This window comes from Cryobacterium inferilacus (assembly GCF_019599185.1).
In the GTDB taxonomy this organism is placed as follows: domain Bacteria; phylum Actinomycetota; class Actinomycetes; order Actinomycetales; family Microbacteriaceae; genus Cryobacterium; species Cryobacterium inferilacus.
The window spans coordinates 111,862-135,134 of the sequence record NZ_JAIEUL010000005.1 but is presented as its reverse complement, the minus strand read 5'-3'; the positions used below and the strand labels follow the sequence as shown (position 1 = coordinate 135,134).

21 protein-coding genes and 1 tRNA gene are annotated in these 23,273 nt (G+C 68.8%); 16 read left to right on the top strand and 6 right to left on the bottom strand.

The window, feature by feature from the left end; all coding sequences use genetic code 11:
• Entirely contained in the window at positions 1 to 492 is a 492-nt protein-coding gene (locus tag K2F54_RS06730; protein ID WP_220605081.1) for a MarR family winged helix-turn-helix transcriptional regulator, read from the bottom strand.
• Positions 493 to 595: 103 nt separating this feature from the next.
• On the opposite strand from K2F54_RS06730, the gene K2F54_RS06725 reads away from it, so the two are divergent.
• The 3 genes from K2F54_RS06725 to K2F54_RS06715 all read left to right on the top strand — a co-directional run bounded on the left by K2F54_RS06725 (position 596) and on the right by K2F54_RS06715 (position 3,094).
• Positions 596 to 667 (top strand) — tRNA-Gln (locus K2F54_RS06725).
• 3 nt (positions 668 to 670) lie between these two features.
• On the top strand, positions 671 to 2,116 hold the full coding sequence (gene glmU / locus K2F54_RS06720) for a bifunctional UDP-N-acetylglucosamine diphosphorylase/glucosamine-1-phosphate N-acetyltransferase GlmU (RefSeq protein ID WP_255576788.1): 1,446 nt from the start codon (positions 671 to 673) through the stop codon (positions 2,114 to 2,116).
• Positions 2,117 to 3,094 carry a ribose-phosphate diphosphokinase gene (locus K2F54_RS06715; protein ID WP_220605079.1) on the top strand — a complete coding sequence of 326 codons (978 nt, stop codon included), beginning with the start codon at positions 2,117 to 2,119 and terminating at the stop codon, positions 3,092 to 3,094.
• Between the two features lie 58 nt (positions 3,095 to 3,152).
• Here K2F54_RS06715 and K2F54_RS06710 read toward each other — a convergent pair whose 3' ends face one another.
• Both K2F54_RS06710 and K2F54_RS06705 read right to left on the bottom strand, forming a co-directional pair.
• Complete coding sequence (locus K2F54_RS06710; protein ID WP_308287549.1) at positions 3,153 to 3,458, bottom strand: DUF1905 domain-containing protein; 306 nt, start codon at positions 3,456 to 3,458, stop codon at positions 3,153 to 3,155.
• A complete protein-coding gene (locus K2F54_RS06705; RefSeq protein ID WP_220605078.1) occupies positions 3,455 to 3,817 on the bottom strand; it encodes a hypothetical protein in 363 nt (120 codons plus the stop codon). The genes K2F54_RS06710 and K2F54_RS06705 overlap by 4 nt, the downstream gene beginning before the upstream one ends.
• Positions 3,818 to 3,869: 52 nt before the next feature.
• Between K2F54_RS06705 and K2F54_RS06700 the strand changes: the two genes are divergently transcribed.
• Together K2F54_RS06700 and K2F54_RS06695 are read left to right on the top strand one after the other, a co-directional pair.
• Positions 3,870 to 5,165, top strand: coding sequence for an APC family permease (locus K2F54_RS06700; protein WP_220605077.1), 1,296 nt, complete (start codon positions 3,870 to 3,872; stop codon positions 5,163 to 5,165).
• Positions 5,166 to 5,332: 167 nt separating this feature from the next.
• On the top strand, positions 5,333 to 6,289 hold the full coding sequence (locus K2F54_RS06695; protein WP_220605076.1) for a type IV toxin-antitoxin system AbiEi family antitoxin domain-containing protein: 957 nt from the start codon (positions 5,333 to 5,335) through the stop codon (positions 6,287 to 6,289).
• Positions 6,290 to 6,428: 139 nt separating this feature from the next.
• On the opposite strand, the gene gndA is transcribed toward K2F54_RS06695, so the two are convergent.
• On the bottom strand, positions 6,429 to 7,832 hold the full coding sequence (gene gndA / locus K2F54_RS06690; protein ID WP_374107273.1) for an NADP-dependent phosphogluconate dehydrogenase: 1,404 nt from the start codon (positions 7,830 to 7,832) through the stop codon (positions 6,429 to 6,431).
• A 321-nt stretch (positions 7,833 to 8,153) separates the two neighbouring features.
• Between gndA and K2F54_RS06685 the strand changes: the two genes are divergently transcribed.
• Genes K2F54_RS06685 through K2F54_RS06670 form a run of 4 tightly spaced genes read left to right on the top strand, consistent with a single transcriptional unit; the run spans position 8,154 to position 11,975 of the window.
• A complete protein-coding gene (locus tag K2F54_RS06685; RefSeq protein ID WP_255576787.1) occupies positions 8,154 to 8,690 on the top strand; it encodes a gluconokinase in 537 nt (178 codons plus the stop codon).
• Complete coding sequence (locus K2F54_RS06680; RefSeq protein ID WP_220605074.1) at positions 8,687 to 10,087, top strand: GntP family permease; 1,401 nt, start codon at positions 8,687 to 8,689, stop codon at positions 10,085 to 10,087. Before K2F54_RS06685 ends, K2F54_RS06680 begins: the two co-directional genes overlap by 4 nt.
• A gap of 13 nt (positions 10,088 to 10,100) precedes the next feature.
• A complete protein-coding gene (locus K2F54_RS06675) occupies positions 10,101 to 10,886 on the top strand; it encodes an SDR family oxidoreductase (protein ID WP_220605073.1) in 786 nt (261 codons plus the stop codon).
• A gap of 33 nt (positions 10,887 to 10,919) precedes the next feature.
• On the top strand, positions 10,920 to 11,975 hold the full coding sequence (locus K2F54_RS06670; protein WP_220605072.1) for an L-idonate 5-dehydrogenase: 1,056 nt from the start codon (positions 10,920 to 10,922) through the stop codon (positions 11,973 to 11,975).
• Positions 11,976 to 11,979: 4 nt separating this feature from the next.
• Here the strand turns inward: K2F54_RS06670 and K2F54_RS06665 are convergent, their stop codons facing one another.
• Positions 11,980 to 12,693: a FadR/GntR family transcriptional regulator gene (locus K2F54_RS06665; RefSeq protein ID WP_220605071.1), complete on the bottom strand. Its 714-nt coding sequence runs from the start codon at positions 12,691 to 12,693 to the stop codon at positions 11,980 to 11,982.
• A gap of 243 nt (positions 12,694 to 12,936) precedes the next feature.
• Between K2F54_RS06665 and K2F54_RS06660 the strand changes: the two genes are divergently transcribed.
• Genes K2F54_RS06660 through mfd form a run of 3 tightly spaced genes read left to right on the top strand, consistent with a single transcriptional unit; the run spans position 12,937 to position 17,855 of the window.
• Positions 12,937 to 13,551: a 50S ribosomal protein L25/general stress protein Ctc gene (locus tag K2F54_RS06660; protein WP_220605070.1), complete on the top strand. Its 615-nt coding sequence runs from the start codon at positions 12,937 to 12,939 to the stop codon at positions 13,549 to 13,551.
• A gap of 42 nt (positions 13,552 to 13,593) precedes the next feature.
• Positions 13,594 to 14,181: an aminoacyl-tRNA hydrolase gene (gene pth, locus K2F54_RS06655; protein WP_220605159.1), complete on the top strand. Its 588-nt coding sequence runs from the start codon at positions 13,594 to 13,596 to the stop codon at positions 14,179 to 14,181.
• Positions 14,182 to 14,219: 38 nt separating this feature from the next.
• Positions 14,220 to 17,855 carry a transcription-repair coupling factor gene (mfd, locus tag K2F54_RS06650; RefSeq protein ID WP_220605069.1) on the top strand — a complete coding sequence of 1,212 codons (3,636 nt, stop codon included), beginning with the start codon at positions 14,220 to 14,222 and terminating at the stop codon, positions 17,853 to 17,855.
• On the opposite strand, the gene K2F54_RS06645 is transcribed toward mfd, so the two are convergent.
• On the bottom strand, positions 17,782 to 18,990 hold the full coding sequence (locus K2F54_RS06645; RefSeq protein WP_220605068.1) for a Na+/H+ antiporter NhaA: 1,209 nt from the start codon (positions 18,988 to 18,990) through the stop codon (positions 17,782 to 17,784). The genes mfd and K2F54_RS06645 overlap by 74 nt on opposite strands.
• A gap of 124 nt (positions 18,991 to 19,114) precedes the next feature.
• Between K2F54_RS06645 and K2F54_RS06640 the strand changes: the two genes are divergently transcribed.
• From K2F54_RS06640 to eno, 4 genes are all read left to right on the top strand, one after another.
• Entirely contained in the window at positions 19,115 to 19,855 is a 741-nt protein-coding gene (locus K2F54_RS06640; protein ID WP_220605067.1) for a nucleoside triphosphate pyrophosphohydrolase, read from the top strand.
• Positions 19,856 to 19,904: 49 nt separating this feature from the next.
• Entirely contained in the window at positions 19,905 to 20,438 is a 534-nt protein-coding gene (locus K2F54_RS06635; protein WP_220605066.1) for a ferritin, read from the top strand.
• A 121-nt stretch (positions 20,439 to 20,559) separates the two neighbouring features.
• Positions 20,560 to 21,813, top strand: a complete 1,254-nt coding sequence (gene hisS, locus K2F54_RS06630) for a histidine--tRNA ligase (protein ID WP_220605065.1) — start codon at positions 20,560 to 20,562, stop codon at positions 21,811 to 21,813.
• Between the two features lie 161 nt (positions 21,814 to 21,974).
• Positions 21,975 to 23,255, top strand: a complete 1,281-nt coding sequence (gene eno, locus K2F54_RS06625; RefSeq protein ID WP_220605064.1) for a phosphopyruvate hydratase — start codon at positions 21,975 to 21,977, stop codon at positions 23,253 to 23,255.
• Positions 23,256 to 23,273 lie beyond the last annotated feature (18 nt).

The following is a 23,273-nucleotide window of genomic DNA, read 5'->3' as shown; positions in this document are numbered from 1 at the left end:
CTAGTCGAAGTCCAGGCTCAGGCGGCGCAGTAGCGCGGCCAGACGCTCCTGGTCGGCGGCGGTGAGGCTCTCCAACAGGGCGGCCTCCGCGTCGACCAGGCGGGTGATCGCCGCATCCACCCGGGTGAGGCCACCGGCGGTCATGCCCACGAAGATGCCCCGCCCGTCGTTGGGGTCGGTGCGTCGGGTGACCAGGCCGCGTTCGACGAGCCTGTCGATGCGGTTGGTCATGGTGCCGCTGGAGACCAGCGTCTGCTGCAGCAGCAGCTTGGGGCTGAGCTCGTACGGCGCGCCAGCGCGACGCAGGGCCGAGAGCACATCGAATTCCCAGGAGTCCAACTCCGAGCGGGAGAACGCGGTGCGCCGGGCACGGTCCAGGTGCTTGCTCAGCCGGGCCACCCGGGAAAACACCTGTAGGGGAGTGAAATCCAGGTCGGGCCTTTCGCGGAGCCAGGCATCCACGATCCGGTCGACTTCATCATTGGCGGGCATCCCCTCATTATCCGGCTTCGGCACCACCGAACGGTCCCGTGACGTGCGGAGTCCCGCACATCTGGCAGACTTGACTCCGTTGCCCGGTCGAAAGTCGGCGCAATCCGCCGTGGTGTAATGGCAGCACGACAGCCTTTGGAGCTGTTAGGTCTAGGTTCGAGTCCTGGCGGCGGAGCTCATGTTTGAGAGGAAAACCGTGACCGATTCCCGTCTCGCCGTCATCGTGCTCGCAGCCGGGCAGGGCACCCGCATGAAGTCCAGTCTGCCCAAGCTCATGCATCCGCTCGCCGGACTGCCCATCATCAGCCACGTGCTCGCCACGGCCAGGGCGCTGGATGCGGCGCACGTCGTGACCGTGCTGCGCCACGAACGCGAACGCCTCGCCGAGCTTGTCGCCCTCGACCTGCCGGAGAGCCTGCTCGTTGACCAGGACGAGATCCCCGGCACCGGCCGCGCCGTTGAGCAGGCCGTGGCCGCGCTGCCGGCCGACTTCGACGGTGATGTGCTCGTGATCAGCGGCGACGTACCGCTGCTGAACGCCGCCACCCTGACCAACTTCATCGACGCGCACCGGGAACGCGCCGAGGTGTCCGCCACGGTGCTGTCTGCCTTCCCCGGCGACGTCACCGGCTACGGCCGCATCATCCGCTCGGTCGACGGCACCTTCGACCGCATCGTAGAACACAAGGACGCCAGCGACGACGAACGCGCCGTCGACGAGATCAACGCCGGCGTCTACCTCTTCGGCCTGTCTGAACTGCGCGACCAGCTGGCCAGGCTCACCACCGACAACGTGCAGGGCGAGAAGTACCTCACCGACGTGGTCGGGCTGCTGCGCGCCGCCGGCTCCGAGGTGCGTGCGGTGCCCGTCGCGGATGCCTGGCTCGTCGCCGGCATCAACGACCGGGCCCAGCTCAGCGACACCGCCGCCAAGCTCAACGCCGTCATCGTGCGCGGCTGGCAGCTGGCCGGCGTGACCGTGCAGGACCCCGCCACCACCTGGATCGACCTCAAGGCCACGCTCGCCAACGATGTGACGCTGCTGCCAGGCACCCAGATCCTCGGCTCCACCACGGTGGCCACCGGCGCGATCATCGGCCCGGACACGACTCTGGTGGACTGCGAGATCGGTGAGGGCGCCACCGTCAAGCGCACCGACGGCACCCTCGCGGTCATCGGCGCCGGTGCCACGGTTGGCCCGTTCGCCTACCTCCGCCCCGGCACCTGGCTGGGCGCGGACGGCAAGATCGGCACCTTCGTCGAGACCAAGAACGCCGTCATCGGCGAGGGCAGCAAGGTGCCGCACCTCAGCTACGTCGGCGACGCCACCGTCGGGGTGCACTCCAACATCGGTGCCGGCACGATCTTCGCCAACTACGACGGTGTCAGCAAGAATCCGTCTGTGGTCGGGTCGCATGTGCGCACCGGATCGCACAACGTGTTCGTCGCGCCGATTAGAATTGGCGACGGAGCCTACACGGGCGCCGGAACGGTCGTCCGCAAGGACGTTCCGGCCGGGGCACTCGCGATCAACGTGGCTCCGCAACGGAATATGGTCGGTTGGGTAGAGACCAACCGGCCGGGAACCGATGCGGCGACAGCCGCGTCACAGAGTGGAGACTAGGTGCCTGGAGTCAAGAGCAGCGGCGAGAAGAAATTGGTGCTCATCTCGGGGCGAGCCCACCCTCAACTCGCGATCGACATCGCCGCGGAGCTTGGTTCGGAGCTGATCCCCACCGACGCGCGTACTTTCGCCAACGGCGAGATCTACGCCCGTTTCGACGAGAGCGTGCGCGGCGCGGATGCCTTCGTCATCCAGTCCCACACCAACCCGATCAACGAGTGGCTGATGGAACAGCTCATCATGGTGGATGCGCTCAAGCGCGCATCGGCCAAGCGGATCACCGTCGTGGCGCCGTTCTACCCGTACGCCCGCCAGGATAAGAAGGGCCGCGGTCGCGAGCCGATCTCCGCCCGTCTCGTCGCCGACCTGTTCAAGGTCGCCGGCGCCGACCGGATCATGTCCGTCGACCTGCACGCCGCCCAGATCCAGGGCTTCTTCGACGGCCCCGTCGACCACCTCTTCGCCATGCCGGTGCTTCTCGAGCACTTCAAGGCCAAGCTGGACCCGTCCACCCTCACCGTGGTCTCGCCGGACATGGGCCGGGTGCGCGTGGCCGACATCTGGAGTGACAAGCTCGGGGCGCCCCTGGCCATCATCCACAAGCGTCGCGACCCGCTGGTGCCCAACCAGATCACCGTGCACGAGATCGTCGGTGAGGTCGAAGGCCGCGTCTGCCTGATCGTCGACGACCTGATCGACACCGGCCGCACCATCGTGCAGGCCGCTGAGGCGCTCATGGCCGCCGGCGCCATCGGCGTCGTCGTCGCCGCCACGCACGCGGTGTTCAGCCCGCCCGCCCTGGAGCTGCTGCAGAACGAGTGCATCCAGGAGGTCGTGGTCACCGACACGCTGCCGATCCCCGAGGACAAGCGTTTCCCCACGCTGACCGTGCTGCCGATCGCACCGCTGCTCGCGCGCGCCATCCACGAGGTCTTCGACGAGGGCTCGGTCACGTCGATGTTCGAGGGCGCCGCGTAACGCATCCGCTCGTCTTTCTCGGTTGGCCGGTCCCGTTCTCGGGCCGGCCTTCTGCGTGTCAGAGCACGAGCTCGACGGTGACGGTGGCCGTGCCGCCCACATCGAGGCCTTCGGCCCGGCGGATGGCTTTCTTCACCGGCAGGACGAACCGGCCTGTGGCGCTCTCGGGGAAGATCGAGGTGGCCCAGCGGGAGTCGTTGATCTGCACCAGGACCCGTTGGGAACCGAACCCGACCCGCAGGCCGTCGGTGAGCTCGCGGATCTCCGCGGACTCGTCATCGGGCACCGAGACGAACACCCACGAGTTCATGCTCTCCGTGTTCCACAGGGTCGTTGTGAACGTGAAGGCGGGTCCGCGGGTCACGAGACGCTGGTGGCCGGCGGCCGGAACGGTCCGGGGATGATGCCAAGCGGCAGCACGAAGGTCTGCCGTTCGTTCTGGTCGATCGCGTAACACTGCCACCCGAAACCACCGGCGCCGACCAGCTCGAATCTCGCGTCGATGCCCTCCGACAGCGGGTAGTAGCGCGACACCGCGGCCGCGCAGGCACGGGCGGCCGTGGCCGACGCGATGCTCAGGGTGGTCAGCACCCCGGGTACGAGCAGGGCGATGAGACCCAGGATGACCGTGACGCGCATCAGTAGCACCGTCCGGCGGCCGCGCAGGGGCCGGGTGGAGTCCGTCGGTTCGTAACCGGAGAGTTCGGGGTGGAAATCGCTCATGGGTGCCCTCCAGTAAATCAGACTGTTCACCTTGTGGCCCTACTCTGGCTGCATGACTTCCACGGGCGGGCCGGATCGCCACGACACCCTCACCCGGCACCTGGGCACCGCCGGGGCGACGGTGGTGGGGTTGGCCGCCATGATCGGCGCCGGCGTGTTCTACGTCTGGGCTCCGGCGGCGGCCGCGGCCGGCTCCGGCCTGCTCATCGGGCTGGTCATCGCCGGGCTCCTGGCCTCACTGAACGCCCTGAGCTCCGCGCAACTGGCGATGAGCCATCCCGTCTCCGGGGGAGCGTACGCGTTCGGGCGGGCCACCCTCGGTCCGTGGTGGGGGTTCTCGGCCGGGTGGCTGTTCCTGGCCGGCAAGACGGCGTCCGCCGGTGCCATCGCCCTGATCCTGGGCGGGTACCTCTGGCCGGAGCAGGCCCGTGCGGTGGCCCTGCTCGCGCTGCTCGCCCTTGGTGGCGTCAACCTCGCCGGGATCCGCAGCACCGCCAGGCTCAGCGCCGTGGTGGTGTTCCTCGTGCTCGGCGGGCTGCTCGCGTTGATGGTCACGGTGGGCGCGGGGCTCGCAGGCGGCACCCGAACCGCCGCGTTCGACCCGGCGACGCTGTTCGACGGCGGCTGGGCGGGCATCCTGCAGTCGGCCGGCCTGTTGTTCTTCGCCTTCGCCGGCTACGCCCGGATGGCGACCCTGGGGGAGGAGGTGCGTGACCCGCGCCGTACGCTGCCGCGGGCGATCGTGACCGCGCTGGCCCTCACCCTGGTCGTCTACGGGGTGATCGGGGTGCTCTGCGTGGTCGTGCTCTCACCGGCGTCTCTGGCGGCGTCGGTCTCGCCGCTGGCCGACCTCGTGGGCGGCGCCGAACCGTGGACAGGCATCGCCAGGGTGCTGGCGGCGCTCGCCTGCCTGGGGTCGCTGGCGGGCATCCTCGCCGGTCTCAGCCGCACCGGGCTGGCGATGGCCAGGGAGGGCGACCTGCCCGGCGCGCTCGCGCGCATCTCGCCGACCCGGCGGAGCCCGGTGGTCGCCGAGGTGAGCATGGGCCTCGTGGCGATCATCGGCGTTCTGCTGCTGGATCCCGCCCAGCTAGTGGGCTTCTCGGCCTGCGCGGTACTGGTCTACTACGCCATCGCGCACCTGGCCGCGCTCCGGCAGCCGCGTGAGCAGCGCTGGCTGCCCCGCTGGGTGCAATACCTCGGTGTGGCCGGCTGCCTGCTCCTGGCCGTGACCCTGCCCTGGCCTGGCGTCGTCGCCGCCGCAGCCTGGCTCGCCCTGGGCCTGATCGCCCGCGCCCTCCGCCGCCCCGCCGCCCCCGCCGCTCCCTCGGCCCCCGCCCCGCGCTAACTGTTTCCCAAGCGGACAAGTGGTCCCGGCACACCGGGTGCACTTGTCCGCAGCGGTAACAGATAGCGGGTGGAGGTGCGGCTCCTCCACAGCACGGGCGACGGGCGGCTCTGCACCGGCGCGCGTGGGCTGGGTACCGGTGAGACAACGGATGCGATTGTTGCCGCATGACTGATGACCGGCTGGATCCCCGAACGGGCCTGTTCCTCGTGAAGAGCATCGGAGTGACCGACACCGACGCCCGGACCTTCCGCCGATCGGTCGATCACGGCCAGGGGACACGCTTGCGCCGCGGGGTCTTCACGACGGCCGAGCGCTGGGGCGGGCTGACCGCCAGGGACCGCTACGTCGACCAGATCCGTGCAGTCGTCGAGACCAGACGGCACGACCCCGTGGTCAGCCACCAGTCCGCTGCGGCGCTCTGGGGCATCCCGCTGAGCGGCGCCTGGCCCCGGGACGTGCACGTGCTCGCCGTGCCGGCATCGCGGGTGCGCAGCAAGAACGGTGTGTTCGTGCATCGCACCGCGTTCGACTGGGCCGACGTCGTCGAACTCGACGGAGTGCTGGTGACCAGACCGGTGCGCACCCTGCTCGACCTGGCCCGAACGACGACCTTCGAGAATGCCGTCGTCGCGCTCGACCACGCCATGAATCCTCGACGGGCCACACCGGAGGTGCTCGTCTACCCAGACGAATTGTGCGAGCTGTTGGCCCGGTGTGGGTCGGTGCGCGGCAGCACCAAGGCGCAGCGCGCCATCGACTTCGCGCGGCCCAACGCCGACAACCCGGGGGAGTCGCTCAGCCGGGTCGCCATCTTCGAACTGGGCTTTCCCGACCCCGAGCTGCAGACCCGGCATGCCAACCCCAGGGGCGGGTGGTACTTCACCGACGTGGAATGGCCGACGCACCGGGTGATCGGGGAGTTCGACGGGAAGGGCAAGTACCTCAAGGAGGAGTTCCTGCGCGGGCGGAGTCCCGGCGAGGTTGTGTACGAGGAGAAGATGCGCGAGGACCATCTCCGCGCCGAAGGCTTCAGGGTGGTGCGCTGGGGCTGGACGGAGCTGACCGACCGGGGGAGGCTCCAGCGCCTCCTGGTCGAGGCCGGGCTGCCGGTCATCCGCTGACCGGAGGTGTCCCAGCCGCGCCGATCCAGGCCGGGTGACCAGAGAACTGTTGCCCGTGCGGACAAATGGTCCCGGCGTACCGGGCGCAAATGTCCGCACGGGCAACAGTTGCCGGGCGGGTCGTGCGGGTGAGCAGGCTCTAGTGCGAGGAGCCCTCCGTGGCGATCTCGGACCGGTCGCCGGACCACAGCGTGTGGAAGGTGCCGTCCTTGTCGACGCGCTTGTAGGTGTGCGCACCGAAGAAGTCACGCTGGCCCTGGGTGAGGGCAGCGGGCAGGCGGTCGGCGCGCAGGCTGTCGTAGTAGGCCAGGGACGAGGCGAACACCGGCGCCGGGATGCCCGCGTGGGCAGCGTCGGCGACGACATTGCGCCAGGAGTCCTGGGCCGTGGCGACGACATCGGTGAAGAACGGGGCGGTGACCAGCGAGACGAGCCCGGGGTTCTCGGTGTAGGCCTCGGTGATGCGGTTGAGGAAGCGGGCGCGGATGATGCAGCCGCCGCGCCAGATCTTCGCGATCTCGCCCTTCTTGATGTCCCAGTTGTACTCCTCGGCGCCGGCGACGATGGCGTCGAAGCCCTGCGAGTAGGCGATGACCTTGGATGCGTACAGCGCCTGGCGCACACCCTCGATGAAGCCGTCCACGTCTTCGACGGGGTTGGCGGTCGGGCCGGGCAGGGCGGCGGCAGCGGCACGCTGCGCGGGCTTGGAGGAGACGGACCGGGCGAACACGGCCTCGGCGATGCCGGAGACGGGGATGCCGAGGTCGAGCGCGGTCTGCACGGTCCAGACGCCGGTGCCCTTGCTGCCGGCTTGGTCGACGATCACGTCGACGAGCGGCTTGCCGGTCTCCGCGTCGACCTGCTTGAGGACCTCGGCGGTGATCTCGATGAGGTAGCTCTCGAGTTCGCCCTTGTTCCACTCGGTGAAGATCTCGGAGATCTCGGCCGGGGTCTTGCCGGTGCCGCGACGGATGAGGTCGTACGCCTCGCCGATGAGCTGCATGTCGGCGTACTCGATGCCGTTGTGGATCATCTTGACGAAATGGCCGGCGCCATCGGTGCCGACGTGGGTCACGCAGGGCTCGCCGTCGACGACCGCGGCAATCGACTCGAGGATCGGGCCGAGGGTGACGTAGGCCTCTGCGGAGCCGCCCGGCATGATGCTCGGGCCCTTGAGAGCGCCTTCTTCGCCACCGGAGATACCGGCGCCGACGAAGTTGATGCCGGTCTCGCGCACGGTCTTCTCGCGGCGCAGGGTGTCGGTGAACAGGGCGTTGCCGCCGTCGACGATGATGTCGCCGGGCTCGAACAGCTCGGTCAGCTGGCTGATCACGGCGTCGGTGCCCTTACCGGCCTGCACCATGATGATCGCGGTGCGGGGGGTCTTGAGCGAGGCGACGAAGTCCTCGATGGTTTCGGATGCCACGAAGCCGGCCTCGGGGTGCTCATCCGTGAGCAGGCGGGTGCGTTCGGGCGAACGGTTGTAGACGGCCACGGTGTTGCCGTCGCGGCTGGCGAGGTTGCGGGCGAGGTTGGAGCCCATCACCGCCAGTCCGACCACGCCGATGTTTGCCTGTGCTGAACCGGTTTCTGACACGTGTTCTCCTTCGGGTCTGTGAGCTTTGACCACTTTCTAGGGTAGTCGCATCGAGCGGCCGGCTCCGCCCGGCGAGCGGTCGACGGGCCGCGGGGCGTAACATCGCCGGCCTGACCGCGCGCCAGATGCGCCTCAGCAGCGTTCCGGGAAATGGCTTTGACAAAGCAGACATAACTGATAGTGTCTCGACCTGAAATCAGATTTATTGAGTGACTTCCACGAAATAATCCGATGTAATGACGCGTCTGACAACGAAGTGGAGCATCAATGACGACGAACCCTCCCGCTCTCCCCGCACCCACCATCCCGCCGCTGGTCGTCATGGGCGTGCAGGGCTCCGGCAAGTCCACCGTCGGCCGGCTGCTGGCCGAGAAGCAGGGCCTGCGCTTCATCGACGGTGACGACCTGCACAGTGCCGACGCGAAGGCGAAGATGGCCTCAGGGCATCCGCTCACCGACGCCGACCGGCTGCCCTGGCTCACGCGCATCGCGCAGACGATGGCGGATGCCCAGACCGCGGGGGAGAGCACCGTCGTGGCCTGCTCGGCACTCAAGCTGAGCTACCGGGACCTGATGCGCAGCATCGTACCGGGACTGGTCTTCGCCGAACTTTTCGGCGACCAGGCCATCGTCGCCGACCGTCTCTCCCACCGCAATCACGAATACATGCCGACCAACCTCCTGGACTCGCAGTTCGCGACCCTGGAACCCCTGGCGGCCAGCGAGGCTGGCCTCCGCGTTTCCCTCACCATGACCCCCGACGAGATCGTCGGTGCAATCACAGAAAGCAACGGACGACGATGACCGACCTTGAACTGAACTGGGTGCTCTCCACCCCCGCCCTGCTGGGAGTCGCCGTCGGCGCCATCCTGCTCCTGCTCGTCTTGATCATGAAGTTCAAGGTGCACGCCTTCCTGGCGCTGATCCTGGTGAGCCTGCTCACCGCCATCGCCACCGGCATCCCCACCGCGCAGTTGATGCCGACCCTGCTCACCGGCTTCGGCGGCACCCTGGCCAGCGTGGCCCTGCTCGTGGGCCTCGGCGCCATGCTCGGCCGCATGCTCGAGACCAGCGGCGGTGCCAAGGTGCTCACGGATGCCCTGATCTTCCGGTTCGGTGAGCGTCGGGCGCCCCTGGCCCTGGCTGTCGCATCGCTGATGTTCGGTTTCCCGATCTTCTTCGACGCCGGTCTGGTCGTCATGCTACCGATCATCTTCGCCGTGGCCCGTCGACTCGGCGGTTCCTTCCTGCTCTACGCCTTCCCCTCCGCCGTGGCGTTCTCGGTCATGCACATCTTCGTGCCGCCGCACCCGGGCCCCGTCGCCGCCACCGGCCTGCTCGGCGCCGACGTCGGACTCGTGCTGATCTTCGGTCTCGTCGTCGCACTGCCCGCCTGGTACCTCGTTGGACACCTCTTCGGCGGCTACGTCGGCCGCAAGTACAACCTGCCCGTTCCCAGCATCCTGCGCGGCAGCACCGGCGACTTCGACGACTTCGCCTCCTCGCCCAAGCTCGGCACCATCCTCACCCTGCTGCTTCTCCCGCTCGGCCTGATCTTCCTCAACACCGGCCTCAACATGGCCGCGACCGCCGGACTGGTCTCGCTCGACGACACCTGGGTGCAGGTGCTGCGCACGCTGGGTGAAACCCCCGTCGCCCTGCTCATCACCGTATTCCTCGGCATGATCCTGCTCGGCTGGCAGAAGCGGAAGTCCTCCAGCCTGATCGAGAACGTCGTCGACAGCGCGCTGGGCCCGGTGTCCTCCGTCATCCTGATCACCGGCGCCGGTGGCATGTTCGGTGGCGTGCTCCGCGCCAGTGGTATCGGCAACGCCATCGCCGAGTCCCTCGACGCGATCGGCCTGCCGGTCATCGTGGCCGGCTTCGTCATCGCTGCGATCGTGCGCGTTGCGCAGGGTTCGGCCACCGTCGCCCTCACCACCGCTGCCGCCCTGGTGCAGCCGGTCGTGCTCAACAACCCGGACTTCAACCCGGTGCAGCTGGCCGCGATCGTCCTCAGCCTCGCCGCGGGATCCGTCTTCGCCGGTCACGTCAACGACTCCGGCTTCTGGCTGGTCAGCCGGTTCTTCGAGATGGACACCAAGACCACGCTGAAGACCTGGACCGTGGGCCAGGCGCTCATCGCCGTCGTCGGCTTCGTGATCGCCCTGGCGATCTACCTCGTCGCCAGCACCTTCTAGAACGGAAATCCCCATGACAGCGCAGCAGACACCCAGCCAGTTCGACATCTCCGGACGGGTGGCCCTGGTCACCGGCTCCAGCCGCGGGATCGGCCGTTCCATCGCGGAGGGGTTCGCCGAGGCGGGCGCCGTCGTGGTGCTCAACGGTGTCGACCCCGAGCGGCTGGCGGCCACCCAGGCCGAGTTCACCGCGAGGTTCGGGGCAGAGCGGGTCTTCGCTCGTGCCTTCGACGTGACGGGTGAGGCTGCTGTCGTTGCGGGGATCGCCTGGATAGAGGAGGAGGTCGGGCCGCTGCGCATCCTGGTCAACAACGCGGGGATCCAGCACCGCGTGCCACTGCTCGACCTCGCCCTCGCCGACTGGGAACGCGTGCTGACGACCAATCTCACCAGCGCGTTCCTGGTCGGCCGCACCGCCGCCCGCGGCATGATCGAGCGCGGCGTCGGCACCATCATCAACGTGGCCTCGGTGCAGACCGACCTGGCCCGGCCCACCATCGGCGCCTACACCACGTCGAAGGGCGGCATCCGCAACCTCACTCGAGCCATGACGGCAGAGTGGGCAGGGCACGGCCTCACCATCAACGCCATCGCACCCGGCTACATCCACACCGAGATGACCCAGAAGCTGGTCGACGACGACACCTTCAACCAGTGGATCCTAGGCCGCACGCCCGCGCACCGCTGGGGCACGACCGCCGACCTCGTCGGACCGGCCCTGTGGCTGGCCAGCGACGCATCCGCGTTCGTCAACGGTCAGGTCATCTTCATCGACGGCGGCATGACCGTCGTCGTCTGAGCTGAGAAGTCTGAGAAGTAAGGAACACCGAACATGACACCCACCGAAAACCTGGCCGTCGTCGCGCACGCGGCCGGAGACCTGCGCGTCGACCGGGTGGTCGTGCCGGCTCCCGGTGCCGACGAGTCCCTCGTGGAGGTCGCCTACGGCGGCATCTGCGGCTCCGACCTGCACTACTGGCAGCACGGCGCAGCGGGGGAGTCCATCCTCAGGGCGCCCATGCTGCTCGGTCACGAGGTCGTCGGCACCGTCGTGCGCCAGGCGGCCGACGGCTCCGGCCCGTCTGCCGGCACCCGGGTGGCCGTGCACCCGGCCACGCCGGGGCCGGGCGACGGCTCGCCGTATCCGGCGGACCGCCCCAACCTGTCGCCTGGCTGCACCTACCTCGGCAGCGCCGCCAGGTTCCCGCACACCGAGGGCGCGTTCGCCCGGTTCGTGGCGCTCCCGGCCCGGATGCTCCGTGCCCTGCCCGAGGGGCTCGACCTGCGCGCCGCCGCGCTGGTCGAACCGGCCGCAGTGGCGTGGCACGCGGTGGCCAGGGCCGGATCCGTCGCCGGCAAGCGAGTGCTCGTGATCGGCGCCGGCCCGATCGGCTCACTCATCATCGCCGTGGCGAAGCGGGCCGGTGCGGCCGAGATCATCGCGACCGACATGCACGACCTGCCGCTGCGAACCGCGGCGCGACTCGGCGCGACCCGCACGCTGGTCGCCACCGATGCCGACGGTATCGCGGCGGTGGCCGCCGATGTGGTCTTCGAGTCCTCCGGCAGCCCGCGCGGCCTGGCCTCGGCCTTCCGCGGTGCCGCGCGCGGCGGCCGGGTCGTCATGGTGGGGCTGCTGCCCGTCGGCGAGCAGCCGGCGCTGATCGCGCTGGCGATCACCCGCGAGCTCGAACTGCTCGGCTCGTTCAGGTTCAACGACGAGATCGACGAGGTGCTGGCGGCCCTGACCGACGGGTCGTTGTTCGTCGACCCGGTGGTGACCCACGAGTTCGACGCCGCAGACGCCCTCGAGGCCTTCGCAGTCGCGCGGGACTCCGCCGTCTCCGGCAAGGTGCTGCTCCGCTTCGTCGACGCCGTCGAGGGCTAACGGCTCAGAAGAACAGTCGGGGGGTGTCGGCCCAGGTCGACTCCACCTCGGCGATCGTGCGGCGCATGATCAGCTCCATCGAGTCGCGCGCCTTCTGCGGGTGGCCGCCCTGGATCGCATCCGCCACATCGACGTGCCACTGCAGAGCCGTCTCATGCGGGTGGGTGGGCATCAGGCCCAGGTCGGTGCGGCCCGACAACACCGCGCCGATCGCGGCGTCGAGCGTGGCGAACATCTCGTTGCCCGAGCCGTGCAGCACCAGGCTGTGAAAACGGATGTCCAGCTCCAGGAACAGGGGCAGGTCACCGCTACGGCCCACGGTGCGCATCCGTGCCGCCAGGTTCAGGATCTCGGCCGACATCGGCTGCGGGGCGTGCCGGGCGGCCAGTTCGGCGGCCATCGGCTCCACCGCCGCGCGCAACTCGGTCAGTGAGCGGAGCTGTTCCCCCTTGCCAGGCCCGAGCAGCCGCCAGCGGATGAGCGTGGGATCGTAGGCGTTCCAGTGCGACTGCGGCAGCACCCGGATACCGACCCGCTTGACCGACTCCACCAACCCGATCGATGCGAGCACCCGGATGGCCTCGCGCACCACCGACCGGCTGACGCCCTGGCGGCGTTCGATCTCGTCGGAGAGCATCACGGCGCCGGCGGGCACGACACCGTCGACGATGGACCGTCCGACGCTCTCGGTCACTCGGGTGTGCAGGCTCGACGGCATGTCCGTCACACTATCGTCGTGCGCCGAGCGGGCGGGTCCGCTAGAGTGGTGAGTTGAACTTCGGCGAGGGATTCGCGGAGCACGGGCAACCGCGCAACGGCGAATCCGTGATCGACGCGGTGAAAAGTCCTCCCCGGTCTTTCCTCACGCTGACATGCGTTCGAGTTGAATCAGTATCCATGCGTGGGCTTTCCGCCCGCGCCACCAACATCCGGGCGCTTTTCGCCCGCAAGGAGACACACCATGGCCGAGGCCAACAGCAACAACAAGATCAGCGCCGACGCGCGCAACAGCTTCGGCAAGGGTGCGGCCCGCAAGCTGCGCGTGCTGGGCAAGATCCCCGCCGTCATCTACGGCCACGGCACCGATCCCGTGCACGTGGCGCTGCCCGCCCACGAGATCGGCCTGCTGCTGCGTCGTGCGAACGCCGTGCTCGAGCTCGACGTCGAGGGCACCACGCACCTGACCCTGGTCAAGGACGTGCAGAAGGACCCGGTCCGCCAGATCATCGAGCACCTCGACCTCATCGTCATCCGCAAGGGTGAGAAGGTCCAGGTCGAGGTCGCCGTGCACGTCGTCGGCGAGCCCGCCCCCGGCACCACCGCCGACCTCGACGCCAAGACCCTGCTGCTCGAGGTCGAAGCCACCAACATCCCGCAGAGCGTCAGCTTCGACGTCGAAGGCCTCGAAGACGGCGCCCTCGTGCACGCCAGCGAGTTCACGCTGCCCGCCGGCGCGTCGCTCATCTCCGACCCCGAGATGGTCGTCATCGGCGTGCACCTGCCGGTCGAGGAAGAAGAGGAAGAGGAGACCGTCGAGGGCGAAGACGCTCCCGCCGAGGACGCTGCCGCCGAGTAGCCTCCCCCCTCCACCGGACAGACACTTTTGTAAAGGAACCCCCTGGACGAGAATCTCTGGCTCGTAGTCGGGCTCGGTAACCCCGGGCCCGGCTACGCCGGTAACCGCCACAATGTCGGCCACATGGTCACGGCCGTGCTCGCCGACCGACTGCGCGCGAATTTCAAGAACCACAAGGCGAACGCCGCCGTCGCCGAGGGCCGAACCGGTCCCGGCGGCCCCAAGCTGATTCTGGCCAAGCCGAACAGCTTCATGAACCTCTCCGGCGGCCCCGTCGCGGGCCTGCTGCGGTTCTACTCGCTCGACGTGTCCCGGCTCATCGTCGTGCACGATGAGCTCGACCTCCCCTTCGACACCCTGAAGATCAAGGTGGGCGGCGGGCACGGCGGCCACAACGGGGTGCGCGACATCATCGCCGCCACCGGCAGCAACGAGTTCACCCGCATCCGCATGGGCATCGGCCGCCCGCCGGGCCGGCAGAACGCCGCCGACTTCGTGCTGCACGACTACACGAGCGCCGAGCGCGCCACCCTGCCGATCATGCTCGAAGATGCGGCGGATGCCATCGAGCTGATCATCACGGACGGTGTCACCGCCGCGCAGCAGAAGTTCCACGCGCCACCCGCCTGAGGCTCCTTCGCCCAGGCGTTCCCCCGTAGACTTGTGCGGTGATTCTTCAGGGTTTAATTCCGGCGCTTTCGCGCGCCGCCTCGTTCGATGCCGCCCTCGCCCTCGCGGCCCGTGACGCCGATTTCTCCCTGCCGGAGGGGCTCCGCGCCCCGCTGCTGGCCGGGCTGCTCGAACAGCGCGACCGACGCGACCTGGGCCGGGCGCTGCTCGTCATCACCGCGACCGGCCGGGAGTCCGAGGCTCTGCGGGAGAATCTGGCCTGCTTCTCCGACGACGCCGAGATCGTCGAGTTCCCGGCCTGGGAGACCCTGCCGCACGAGAGGCTCAGCCCCAGCGCCGAGATCGTCGGCCGCCGCCTCTACGCCCTGCGACGGATGCGCGACTGGGAGGAACAGGATGCCGCCACCCGCCGTCCGCTCATCGTGGTCGCCTCCGTGCGCGCCGCCCTGCAGCCTCTGGCCGACAACCTCACCGACTACGCGCCATTGGAACTGACGGCCGGCGGCCGCGGCCACGACCTGGCGGCCCTCTCGGTCGAGCTGGTCAACGTGGCATACGCCCGGGTGGACATGGTCACCCGCCGCGGCGAGTTCGCCGTCCGCGGCGGCATCCTCGACGTCTTCCCGCCCATGGCCGCGCACCCGTACCGGATCGAGTTCTTCGGCGACGAGGTGGAGCAGATCCGTGCCTTCGCGGTGTCAGACCAGCGCTCCATGCCGGAGCCGATCGCCTCGGTGACCCTGCCGCCGAGCCGCGAACTGCTGCTCAGCCCGGCCGTGCGCCAGCGGGCCAGGGAGATGCAGCACGAGTTCCCCAGCCTCGCCGGACTCCTCGCCAAGGTGGCGGAGGGTATCCCGGTGGAGGGCATGGAAAGCCTCGCCCCCGCCCTCGTGGACAGGCTCGTGCCGCTCACCCACTACCTGCCCAGCCAGGCCGCCGTCGCCGTGATCTCGCCCGAACGCGTGGCCTCCAGGGCGATCAGCCTCGCCGAGACCAATCGCGAGTTCCTCTCCGCCGCCTGGAATGCCGCCACCGCCGGCGCCGAGGCGCCCATCGACCTGGCCAGCGGTGACTTCCTCACCCTGGGCGCCCTGCGCGACGCCGTGCGCTACTCCGCGCCCGGCGCCCCCGCCACCCAGCGGGTCTGGTGGACCCTGAGCTCCTTCCAGGCCGCGCCGACCGACATCGAGGTGCTGCCGGAGCACCGCGAGATCGATGAACTGCTCACCGTTCGGGTCGAGGGTGATGCCGTGCCCAGCTTCGCCGGCAACGTCGAGGGCGCCGTCGGACACCTCTCCGGCCGGCTCAAGGACGGCTGGACCGTCGCGGTCGTCGCCCAGGGCGCCGGTCTCGTCGAGCGGGCCGCCGACGTCCTGGCCGGCGCCGAACTGCCCGCACGGATCGTCGAGGAGTTCCCGGCCGACCCCGAACCCGGAATCGCCTACCTGCTCAAGGCCTCCATCGCGCACGGTTTCGAGATCCCCGAACTCAAGCTCACCCTCGTCAGCGAGAGTGAGTTCTACGGCCGCACGGTCGGCTACGACGCCCGGCAGATCAAGAAGCTCGCCAGCCGGCGTAAGAACGTCGTCGATCCGCTGCAGCTCAAGACCGGCGACCACGTCGTGCACCAGACCCACGGCATCGGCCGGTTCATCGAGCTCACCCAGCGCGAGGTCTCCAGTGGCGGTCGCCATCCGGTCAAGACCACCCGCGAATACCTCGTGCTCGAGTATGCCCCGTCGAAGCGCGGCCAGCCCGGCGACAAGCTCTACGTGCCCACCGACCAGCTCGACCTGGTCTCCCGATACGTCGGCGGTGAGGCGCCCGCACTGTCGAAGATGGGCGGCAGCGACTGGTCGGCCGCCAAGACCAAGGCCCGCAGGGCCGTGCGCGACATCGCCGTCGAGCTGGTCAAGCTCTACTCCGCCCGGATGGCCAGCAAGGGTCACGCGTTCGGCCCCGACACCCCCTGGCAACGGGAGCTCGAGGAGGCGTTCCCGTTCGCAGAGACGCCAGACCAGCTGACCACCATCGAGGAGGTCAAGGCCGACATGGAGCGGCCCATCCCGATGGACCGGCTGCTCTCCGGCGACGTTGGCTTCGGCAAGACCGAGGTGGCCGTGCGCGCCGCGTTCAAGGCGATCCAGGACGGCAAGCAGGTGGCGATGCTCGTGCCCACCACCCTGCTCGTGCGCCAGCACATGGAGACCTTCCAGGAACGCTTCGCCGGGTTCCCCATCCACCTGCGCGCGCTCAGCCGGTTCCAGACCGAGAAGGAGTCCCGCGAGACCATCGCCGGGATGCTGGACGGCACCGTCGACATGGTCATCGGCACCCACCGGCTCCTGTCAGAGAACACGATCTTCAAGGATCTCGGCCTGGTCATCATCGATGAGGAGCAGCGCTTCGGCGTGGAGCACAAGGACGCGCTCAAGAAGCTCAAGACCAACGTCGACATCCTCGCCATGAGCGCCACGCCCATCCCGCGCACCCTGGAGATGGCCGTCACCGGCATCAGGGAGATGTCCACCCTGGCGACCCCGCCGGAGGACCGGCACCCGATCCTCACCTTCGTCGGGCCGTACTCCGACCGGCAGGTGGCCGCCGCCATCCGCAGGGAGCTGCTGCGGGAGGGCCAGATCTTCTTCGTGCACAACCGGGTCTCGAGCATCAACCGGGTGGCCGCGCAACTGGCCGAGCTCGTGCCGGAGGCTCGGGTCGCCGTGGCGCACGGGCAGCTGCCGGAAGCCCAGCTCGAGCAGGTGGTGGTGGACTTCTGGGAGAACAAGTTCGACATCCTGGTCTCCACGACCATCATCGAGACCGGCCTGGACATCGCCAACGCGAACACCATCATCATCGACCGGGCCGACAAGTACGGCCTCAGCCAGCTGCACCAGCTGCGCGGCCGGGTGGGGCGGGCCAGGGAACGTGCATACGCGTACTTCCTCTACGACGAGAACAAGCCGCTCTCCGAGATCGCGCACGACCGGCTGGCCACCATCGCGGCCAACAACGAACTCGGCGCCGGCATGCAGGTGGCGCTGAAGGACCTCGAGATCCGCGGTGCGGGTAACCTGCTCGGCGGTGAGCAGGCCGGTCACATCGCCGGGGTCGGCTTCGACCTGTACCTGCGCATGATCGGCGAGGCCGTGTCCACCTTCCGCGGCGACGTCGCAGAGGGCCAGACCGAGTTGCGGCTCGAGCTGCCCGTCGACGCGCACATCCCCGAGGACTACGTCGACAGCGAGCGGCTGCGCCTGGAGGCATACCAGAAACTCTCCGGCGCCAGCGGGCCCGCGGCCGCCGACGACCAGATCGGCCTCGTGCTCGAGGAACTCACCGACCGGTACGGCGAACCGCCAGAGGCCGTCAGCAACCTCATCGCGGTCTCCAGACTGCGCCGGCACGCCCAGCAGGCCGGCCTCGGCGAGGTCGTGGCGATGGGCTCGAACCTGCGCGTCGCCCCGGTCGACCTGGCCGACTCGATGCAGGTGCGGGTGCAGCGGATGTACCCCGGCGCCAAGTACTCGGCCGCGGCCGGGTCGATGATCGTGCCGTTGCCGCGTGTGAACGGTGAACCGGTGACCGATGCCGCGCTTATAGCGTGGACGGGCGCACTGCTGGATGCGGTGTTTCCGCGGTCCGTCGATACTGCCGTGCCCGCGCACTGACCACCACGGCCGAGACGAGGATCGCGAAGCCCGAACCGAGCAGCACGGCGAGGGTCGCCTCGTCGACCACCTCGACGCTGCCGGCGAACGCGAGCGCGCCCATCAGCAGTGACACCGTGAAGCCGATGCCGCCCAGGCAGGCGACCATGACGATGTCGACGAACTTGAGCCCGGACCTGGACCCGTTGGGCCGTTTGGAGATCAGGCTGCCCAGGCTGCCGGCCAGGGTGATGCCGATCAGCTTGCCCACCGGCAGGGCCACCAGGATTCCCCAGAAGGCCGGGCTGAGCTCGGCCAGGCTCACCTGGGGGATCGCGACCAGCGCCGCCGAGAAGGCGAACAGCGGCAGGATCACCGCGTTCGAGTAGGGCTCGAGCACGTACCGGGTGCGGCCCCCAGGCACGCGGGCCATCACCAGACCCAGGATGACCCCGGCGATGGTGGCGTGCACGCCGGACAGGTAGGTGAAGTACCAGGTCGCCATGCCGAGCACGGTCAGGGCGACGATGATCGGCCAGGCGGGCCGGCGGGCGAGCACCCAGCCGGAACGGGGCTTGAGCATCCGGCTGGTGAGCCCGAAGAGCGTGGCGGCGATGGCGGCGAAACCGATGAACTGCAACTGCGGGTCCTGGGTGAAGAAGAACGCGATGATCAGGATCGCCACCAGGTCGTCGAGCACGGCCAGGGCCAGCAGGAACACCCGCACCCGGGTGGGGATGCCCCGGCCGAACACGGCCAGGACGCCCAGGGCGAAGGCGATGTCGGTGGCCGTCGGCACCGGCCAGCCGGCGGCGAGCCCAGATCCCTGGGTGAGCAACAGGTAGATCCCGGCCGGCACCAGCACCCCGCCGAACGCGGCGAGGGCGGGCAGTGCGGCCTTGCCGAAGCTGTTCAGGTCGCCGATCACCAGTTCGCGTTTAAGTTCGATGGCGATGAGGAAGAAGAACACCGAGAGCAGGCCGTCGCTGATCCAGTGCTTCGCCGAGAGGTCGAGACCGAACAGGCCGGTGTGCAGGTGCACGTTGGCCGCCTCGATCAGCGCCGGTCCGAACGAGAGGTTGGCCATGATCAGGCCGAGTACGCCGGCGATGAGCAGAAAACCGGCGGCGTAGCGCTCGGAGCGGATGAAGGTCATGCGTGGGTCCTGTCCACCCGTACGAAAACGGGGTTGATCATAGGTCGGAGCGAAACACTTCGCCCGCCGACCAGACTTCCCGGCACACCAGCGCTCAGTTTAGACCCGCCGCCTACGATGGAGTGTGACCGAATCCGCAGAGACCACCTCATCCGCCGCCGCTCCGTCCGCCTTCGACGAACTCGTCGCCACCGTGGCCCGCCTGCGCGCGCCGAGCGGCTGCCCCTGGGACAAGGAGCAGACCCACGAGTCGCTGGTGCAGTACCTCACCGAGGAAACCCACGAGCTGATCGAGGCCATCGAGAGCGGCAGCAGCGACGACCTGCTCGAGGAACTCGGTGACGTTCTCTACCAGGTCGTCTTCCACGCCAGCATCGCCGCCGAGACACCGGGGGAGGACTTCGACATCCAGGCCGTGGCGGCCAGGATGACCGCGAAGATGGTCGGTCGCCATCCGCATGTCTTCGGCGATGCGCCCCTGGATCGCACCATCGCGCCGACCACCGACGACGTGATCGCCGGCTGGGATGACGTCAAGGCCGCGGAGAAGCCGCACCGCACCAGCGTGCTCGACGGCATCCCGCAGGGCATGCCCGCGCTGGCGCTGGCCGACAAGGTGATCGGCCGGGCCCAGAAGATCGGTCTGCTCGAGACCGACCCGCCCGCGCTGCTGCCCATCGACAGTGAGGCCGAGCTCGGCCCGATCCTGCTCGCCATCGTGTCGGCGGCCAAGGCGCAGGGGCTGGACTCCGAGCGGGCACTGCGCACCGCCCTCCGCGACCTGCAGGACGAGATCCGCAGCAGCGAGCAGGAGAGCGACGCCGACCCCACCGACGCCGGGGTCATCGCGTTCCCCAGCGCGTAGCGGGCTCCGGCGCGTAGCGGGCCACGGCCCGGCCCGCTAACGTCGCTGCATGACCGAAACTACCTTCAACACGCTCCTCACCCAGCAGATCGGCAATGAATTCGCTGCCTCCCAGCAGTACATCGCGATCGCCACCTGGTTCGACAGCCAGGACCTGCCCCAGCTGGCCGCGCATTTCTATCGCCAGTCGGTCGAAGAGCGCAACCACGCCATGATGCTCGTGCAGTACCGCCTGGACCGGGGCCTGGAGGTCGTCATTCCCGGCATCCCCGCCGTGATCAACGGGTTCGCGAACATCGTCGAACCGATCGCGCTGGCGCTCGCGCAGGAACAGCAGGTCACCGGCCAGATCGAGGCGCTGTTCAAGGCCGCGCGCGCCGACGGTGACGCCCTCGGGGAGCAGGCCATGCTCTGGTTCCTCAAGGAGCAGGTGGAAGAGGTCGCCTCGATGTCGACCCTGCTGACCATCGCCAAGCGTGCCAAGGACAACCTCTTCGACATCGAGAACTTCATCGCCCGCGAGCAGGTCGGCGACGCCGGCGGCGACACGGATGCGCCCGGCGCGGCCGGCGGCGCCCTCTAGGTCCTCTCCCTGAGCCAACTGTTGCCCGTTCGGACAATTGCGCCCGGCACACCGGGACCATTTGTCCGCAGCGGGACCAGTTGCGGCCGGGTGGCACCGCGCAACCTGCCAGAATTGGGGCATGGCAACAGCAGTGACCCCTCCCCGCGGCATGCGCGACTTCCTCCCGGCCGACAAGGCCACCCGCGAGAGGGCGCTGGGCGTCATCCGCTCCAGCTTCGCAGCGCACGGCTTCGACGAGATCGAGACGCCCGTGATGGAGGACAGCATGAGGCTGCACTCCGGTCTCGGCGGTGACAACGAGAAGCTCGGTTTCGCCGTGCTCAAGCGCGGGCTCGCTCCGGCCGACCTGGTGGCCGCGGCCGAGGCCGACGACCTGCTCTCGCTGGCCGACCTGGGCCTGCGCTTCGACCTCACAGTGCCGCTGGCCCGGTTCTACGCCAGCCACCGGGCCGAGCTGCCCACGGTGTTCCGCTCCATCCAGATTGCCCCGGTCTGGCGCGCCGAACGCCCGCAGAAGGGCCGCTACCGCCAGTTCATGCAGTGCGACATCGACATCATCGGCGAGGCCGGGCCCCTGGCCGAGATCGAACTGATCACCGCGACCGTCGCCGCCCTGGACAACCTGGGCTTGGCCGGCTGCTCCGTGCGCATCAACGATCGCCGCATCCTCGCCACCATGCTCGCCAGCTGGGGTGTGGCCGAGAACCTCACCGAACGGGCCCTGATCACCCTCGACAAGCTCGACAAGATCGGTGTCGAGGGCGTTGTGGCCGAACTCGACCGGCTCGACATCGACACAACGGGCCTCCCCGACACCCTCGCCGGGTTCGCCGACGCCGGCTGGCCAGACCAGGCGGATGCGCCGGCCTGGCTCGATGAGGCGGCCTACGCCGACCTGCTCGCCCTGCGTGCCGCCCTGCCTGGAGTCACCCTCGAGTTCGACCCCACCCTGGTGCGGGGAATGGGTTACTACACCGGCACCATCTTCGAGATCAAGCACCCCGACCTGGGCTACTCCCTCGGCGGCGGCGGCCGCTACGACGGCATGATCGGCCGGTTCCTCGGCACCGACGTGCCCGCCTGCGGATTCTCGATCGGCTTCGAACGCATCGTCGACCTCCTGGCCGACTCCGACGGAGAGAGCGACCAGGCCGTGGTGCTGGTGCACGAGAAGGACGCCGACCCGGCCGCTCTGGTGGCCCTCAAAGCCTCGCTGGTGGCCGAGGGCCTCCGGGTGCGCCTGGAGAAGCGCACCAAGAATCTCAAGGCGCTCCTCGAACGCGCCGGAGCCGCCGGCTACGGCCGCTTCGCGTTCGTGGGCGTCGACACGCTCGGTGCCGCCGACCTCGTCTTCAAACCGCTGGGCGAGTGAACGACGCCTGATCCCGCGGTGAACGGGACTTCAGTCCTGAGCGCTCCGGCGTGCCGGTCACTAGACTGGTGCGCGGACTGGAACACAGCGGCGTCTTCCTCAAAATCCACCCGGACTAAAAAATCCAAAAACAGATAGACAGACAGACACAGGAGATAGTTGTGGCTCTTATTGACGCAGTTGTTGCACGCGAAATCCTCGACTCTCGGGGCAACCCGACCGTCGAGGTCGAGGTCCTTCTCGAGGACGGCACGCTGAGCCGTGCCGCCGTTCCCTCCGGCGCCTCCACCGGCGCCTTCGAGGCCTACGAGCTGCACGACGGTGACAAGAAGCGCTACCTGGGCAAGGGCGTGCTCAAGGCCGTCGGGAGCGTCACCGACGAGCTCGGCCCGGCCGTCGAAGACCTCGACGCCGCTGACCAGCGCATCATCGACATGGTCCTCAACGAGACCGACGGCACCGTCAACAAGGAGCGCGTCGGCGCGAACGCCATCCTCGGCGTGAGCCTGGCCGTCGCCAAGGCCGCCGCCAGCTCGGCCGACCTGCCCCTCTTCCGCTACCTCGGCGGCCCGAACGCCCACACCCTGCCGGTGCCGATGATGAACATCATCAACGGTGGCTCGCACGCTGACAACGACGTCGACATCCAGGAGTTCATGGTGGTGCCGCTCGGCGCCCCCACCTTCAGCGAGGGCCTGCGCTGGGGCGTTGAGGTCTACCACGCCCTCAAGGGCCTGCTGAAGAGCAAGGGCCTGGCAACCGGCCTCGGCGACGAGGGTGGCTTCGCTCCCAACCTGCCGAGCAACCGCGCCGCACTCGACCTCATCGTCGAAGCGATCACGCTGGCCGGCTACACGCCCGGCACCGACATCGGCCTCGCGCTCGACTGTGCCGCCACCGAGTTCTTCAAGGACGGCGTCTACCACTTCGAGGGCAAGGAACTGTCCTCCACCGAGATCGTCGCGTACTACGCAGAGCTCCTCGAGGCGTACCCGCTCGTCTCGATCGAAGACCCGCTCGAGGAGGAGGACTGGGAGGGCTACGTGCACCTCACCGCTCAGCTCGGCGACAAGGTGCAGATCGTCGGAGACGACCTGTTCGTCACCAACCCGATCCGCCTGGCCAAGGGCCTCGAGATCAAGGCTGCCAACTCGATCCTGATCAAGGTCAACCAGATCGGCACCCTGACCGAGACGATGGATGCCGTCGCCCTCGCCCAGCGCGCCGGCTACACGACCGTCATCTCGCACCGCTCCGGTGAGACCGAAGACACCTTCATCGCCGACCTCGCGGTCGCCACGGATGCCGGCCAGATCAAGACCGGCGCCCCGGCCCGCAGCGAGCGTGTGGCCAAGTACAACCAGCTCCTGCGCATCGAAGAAGAGCTCGGCGAGGCCGCGGTCTACGCCGGCCGCTCCGCGTTCCCGCGCTTCAAGGCCTAACCCGCCCGGTTCACACCA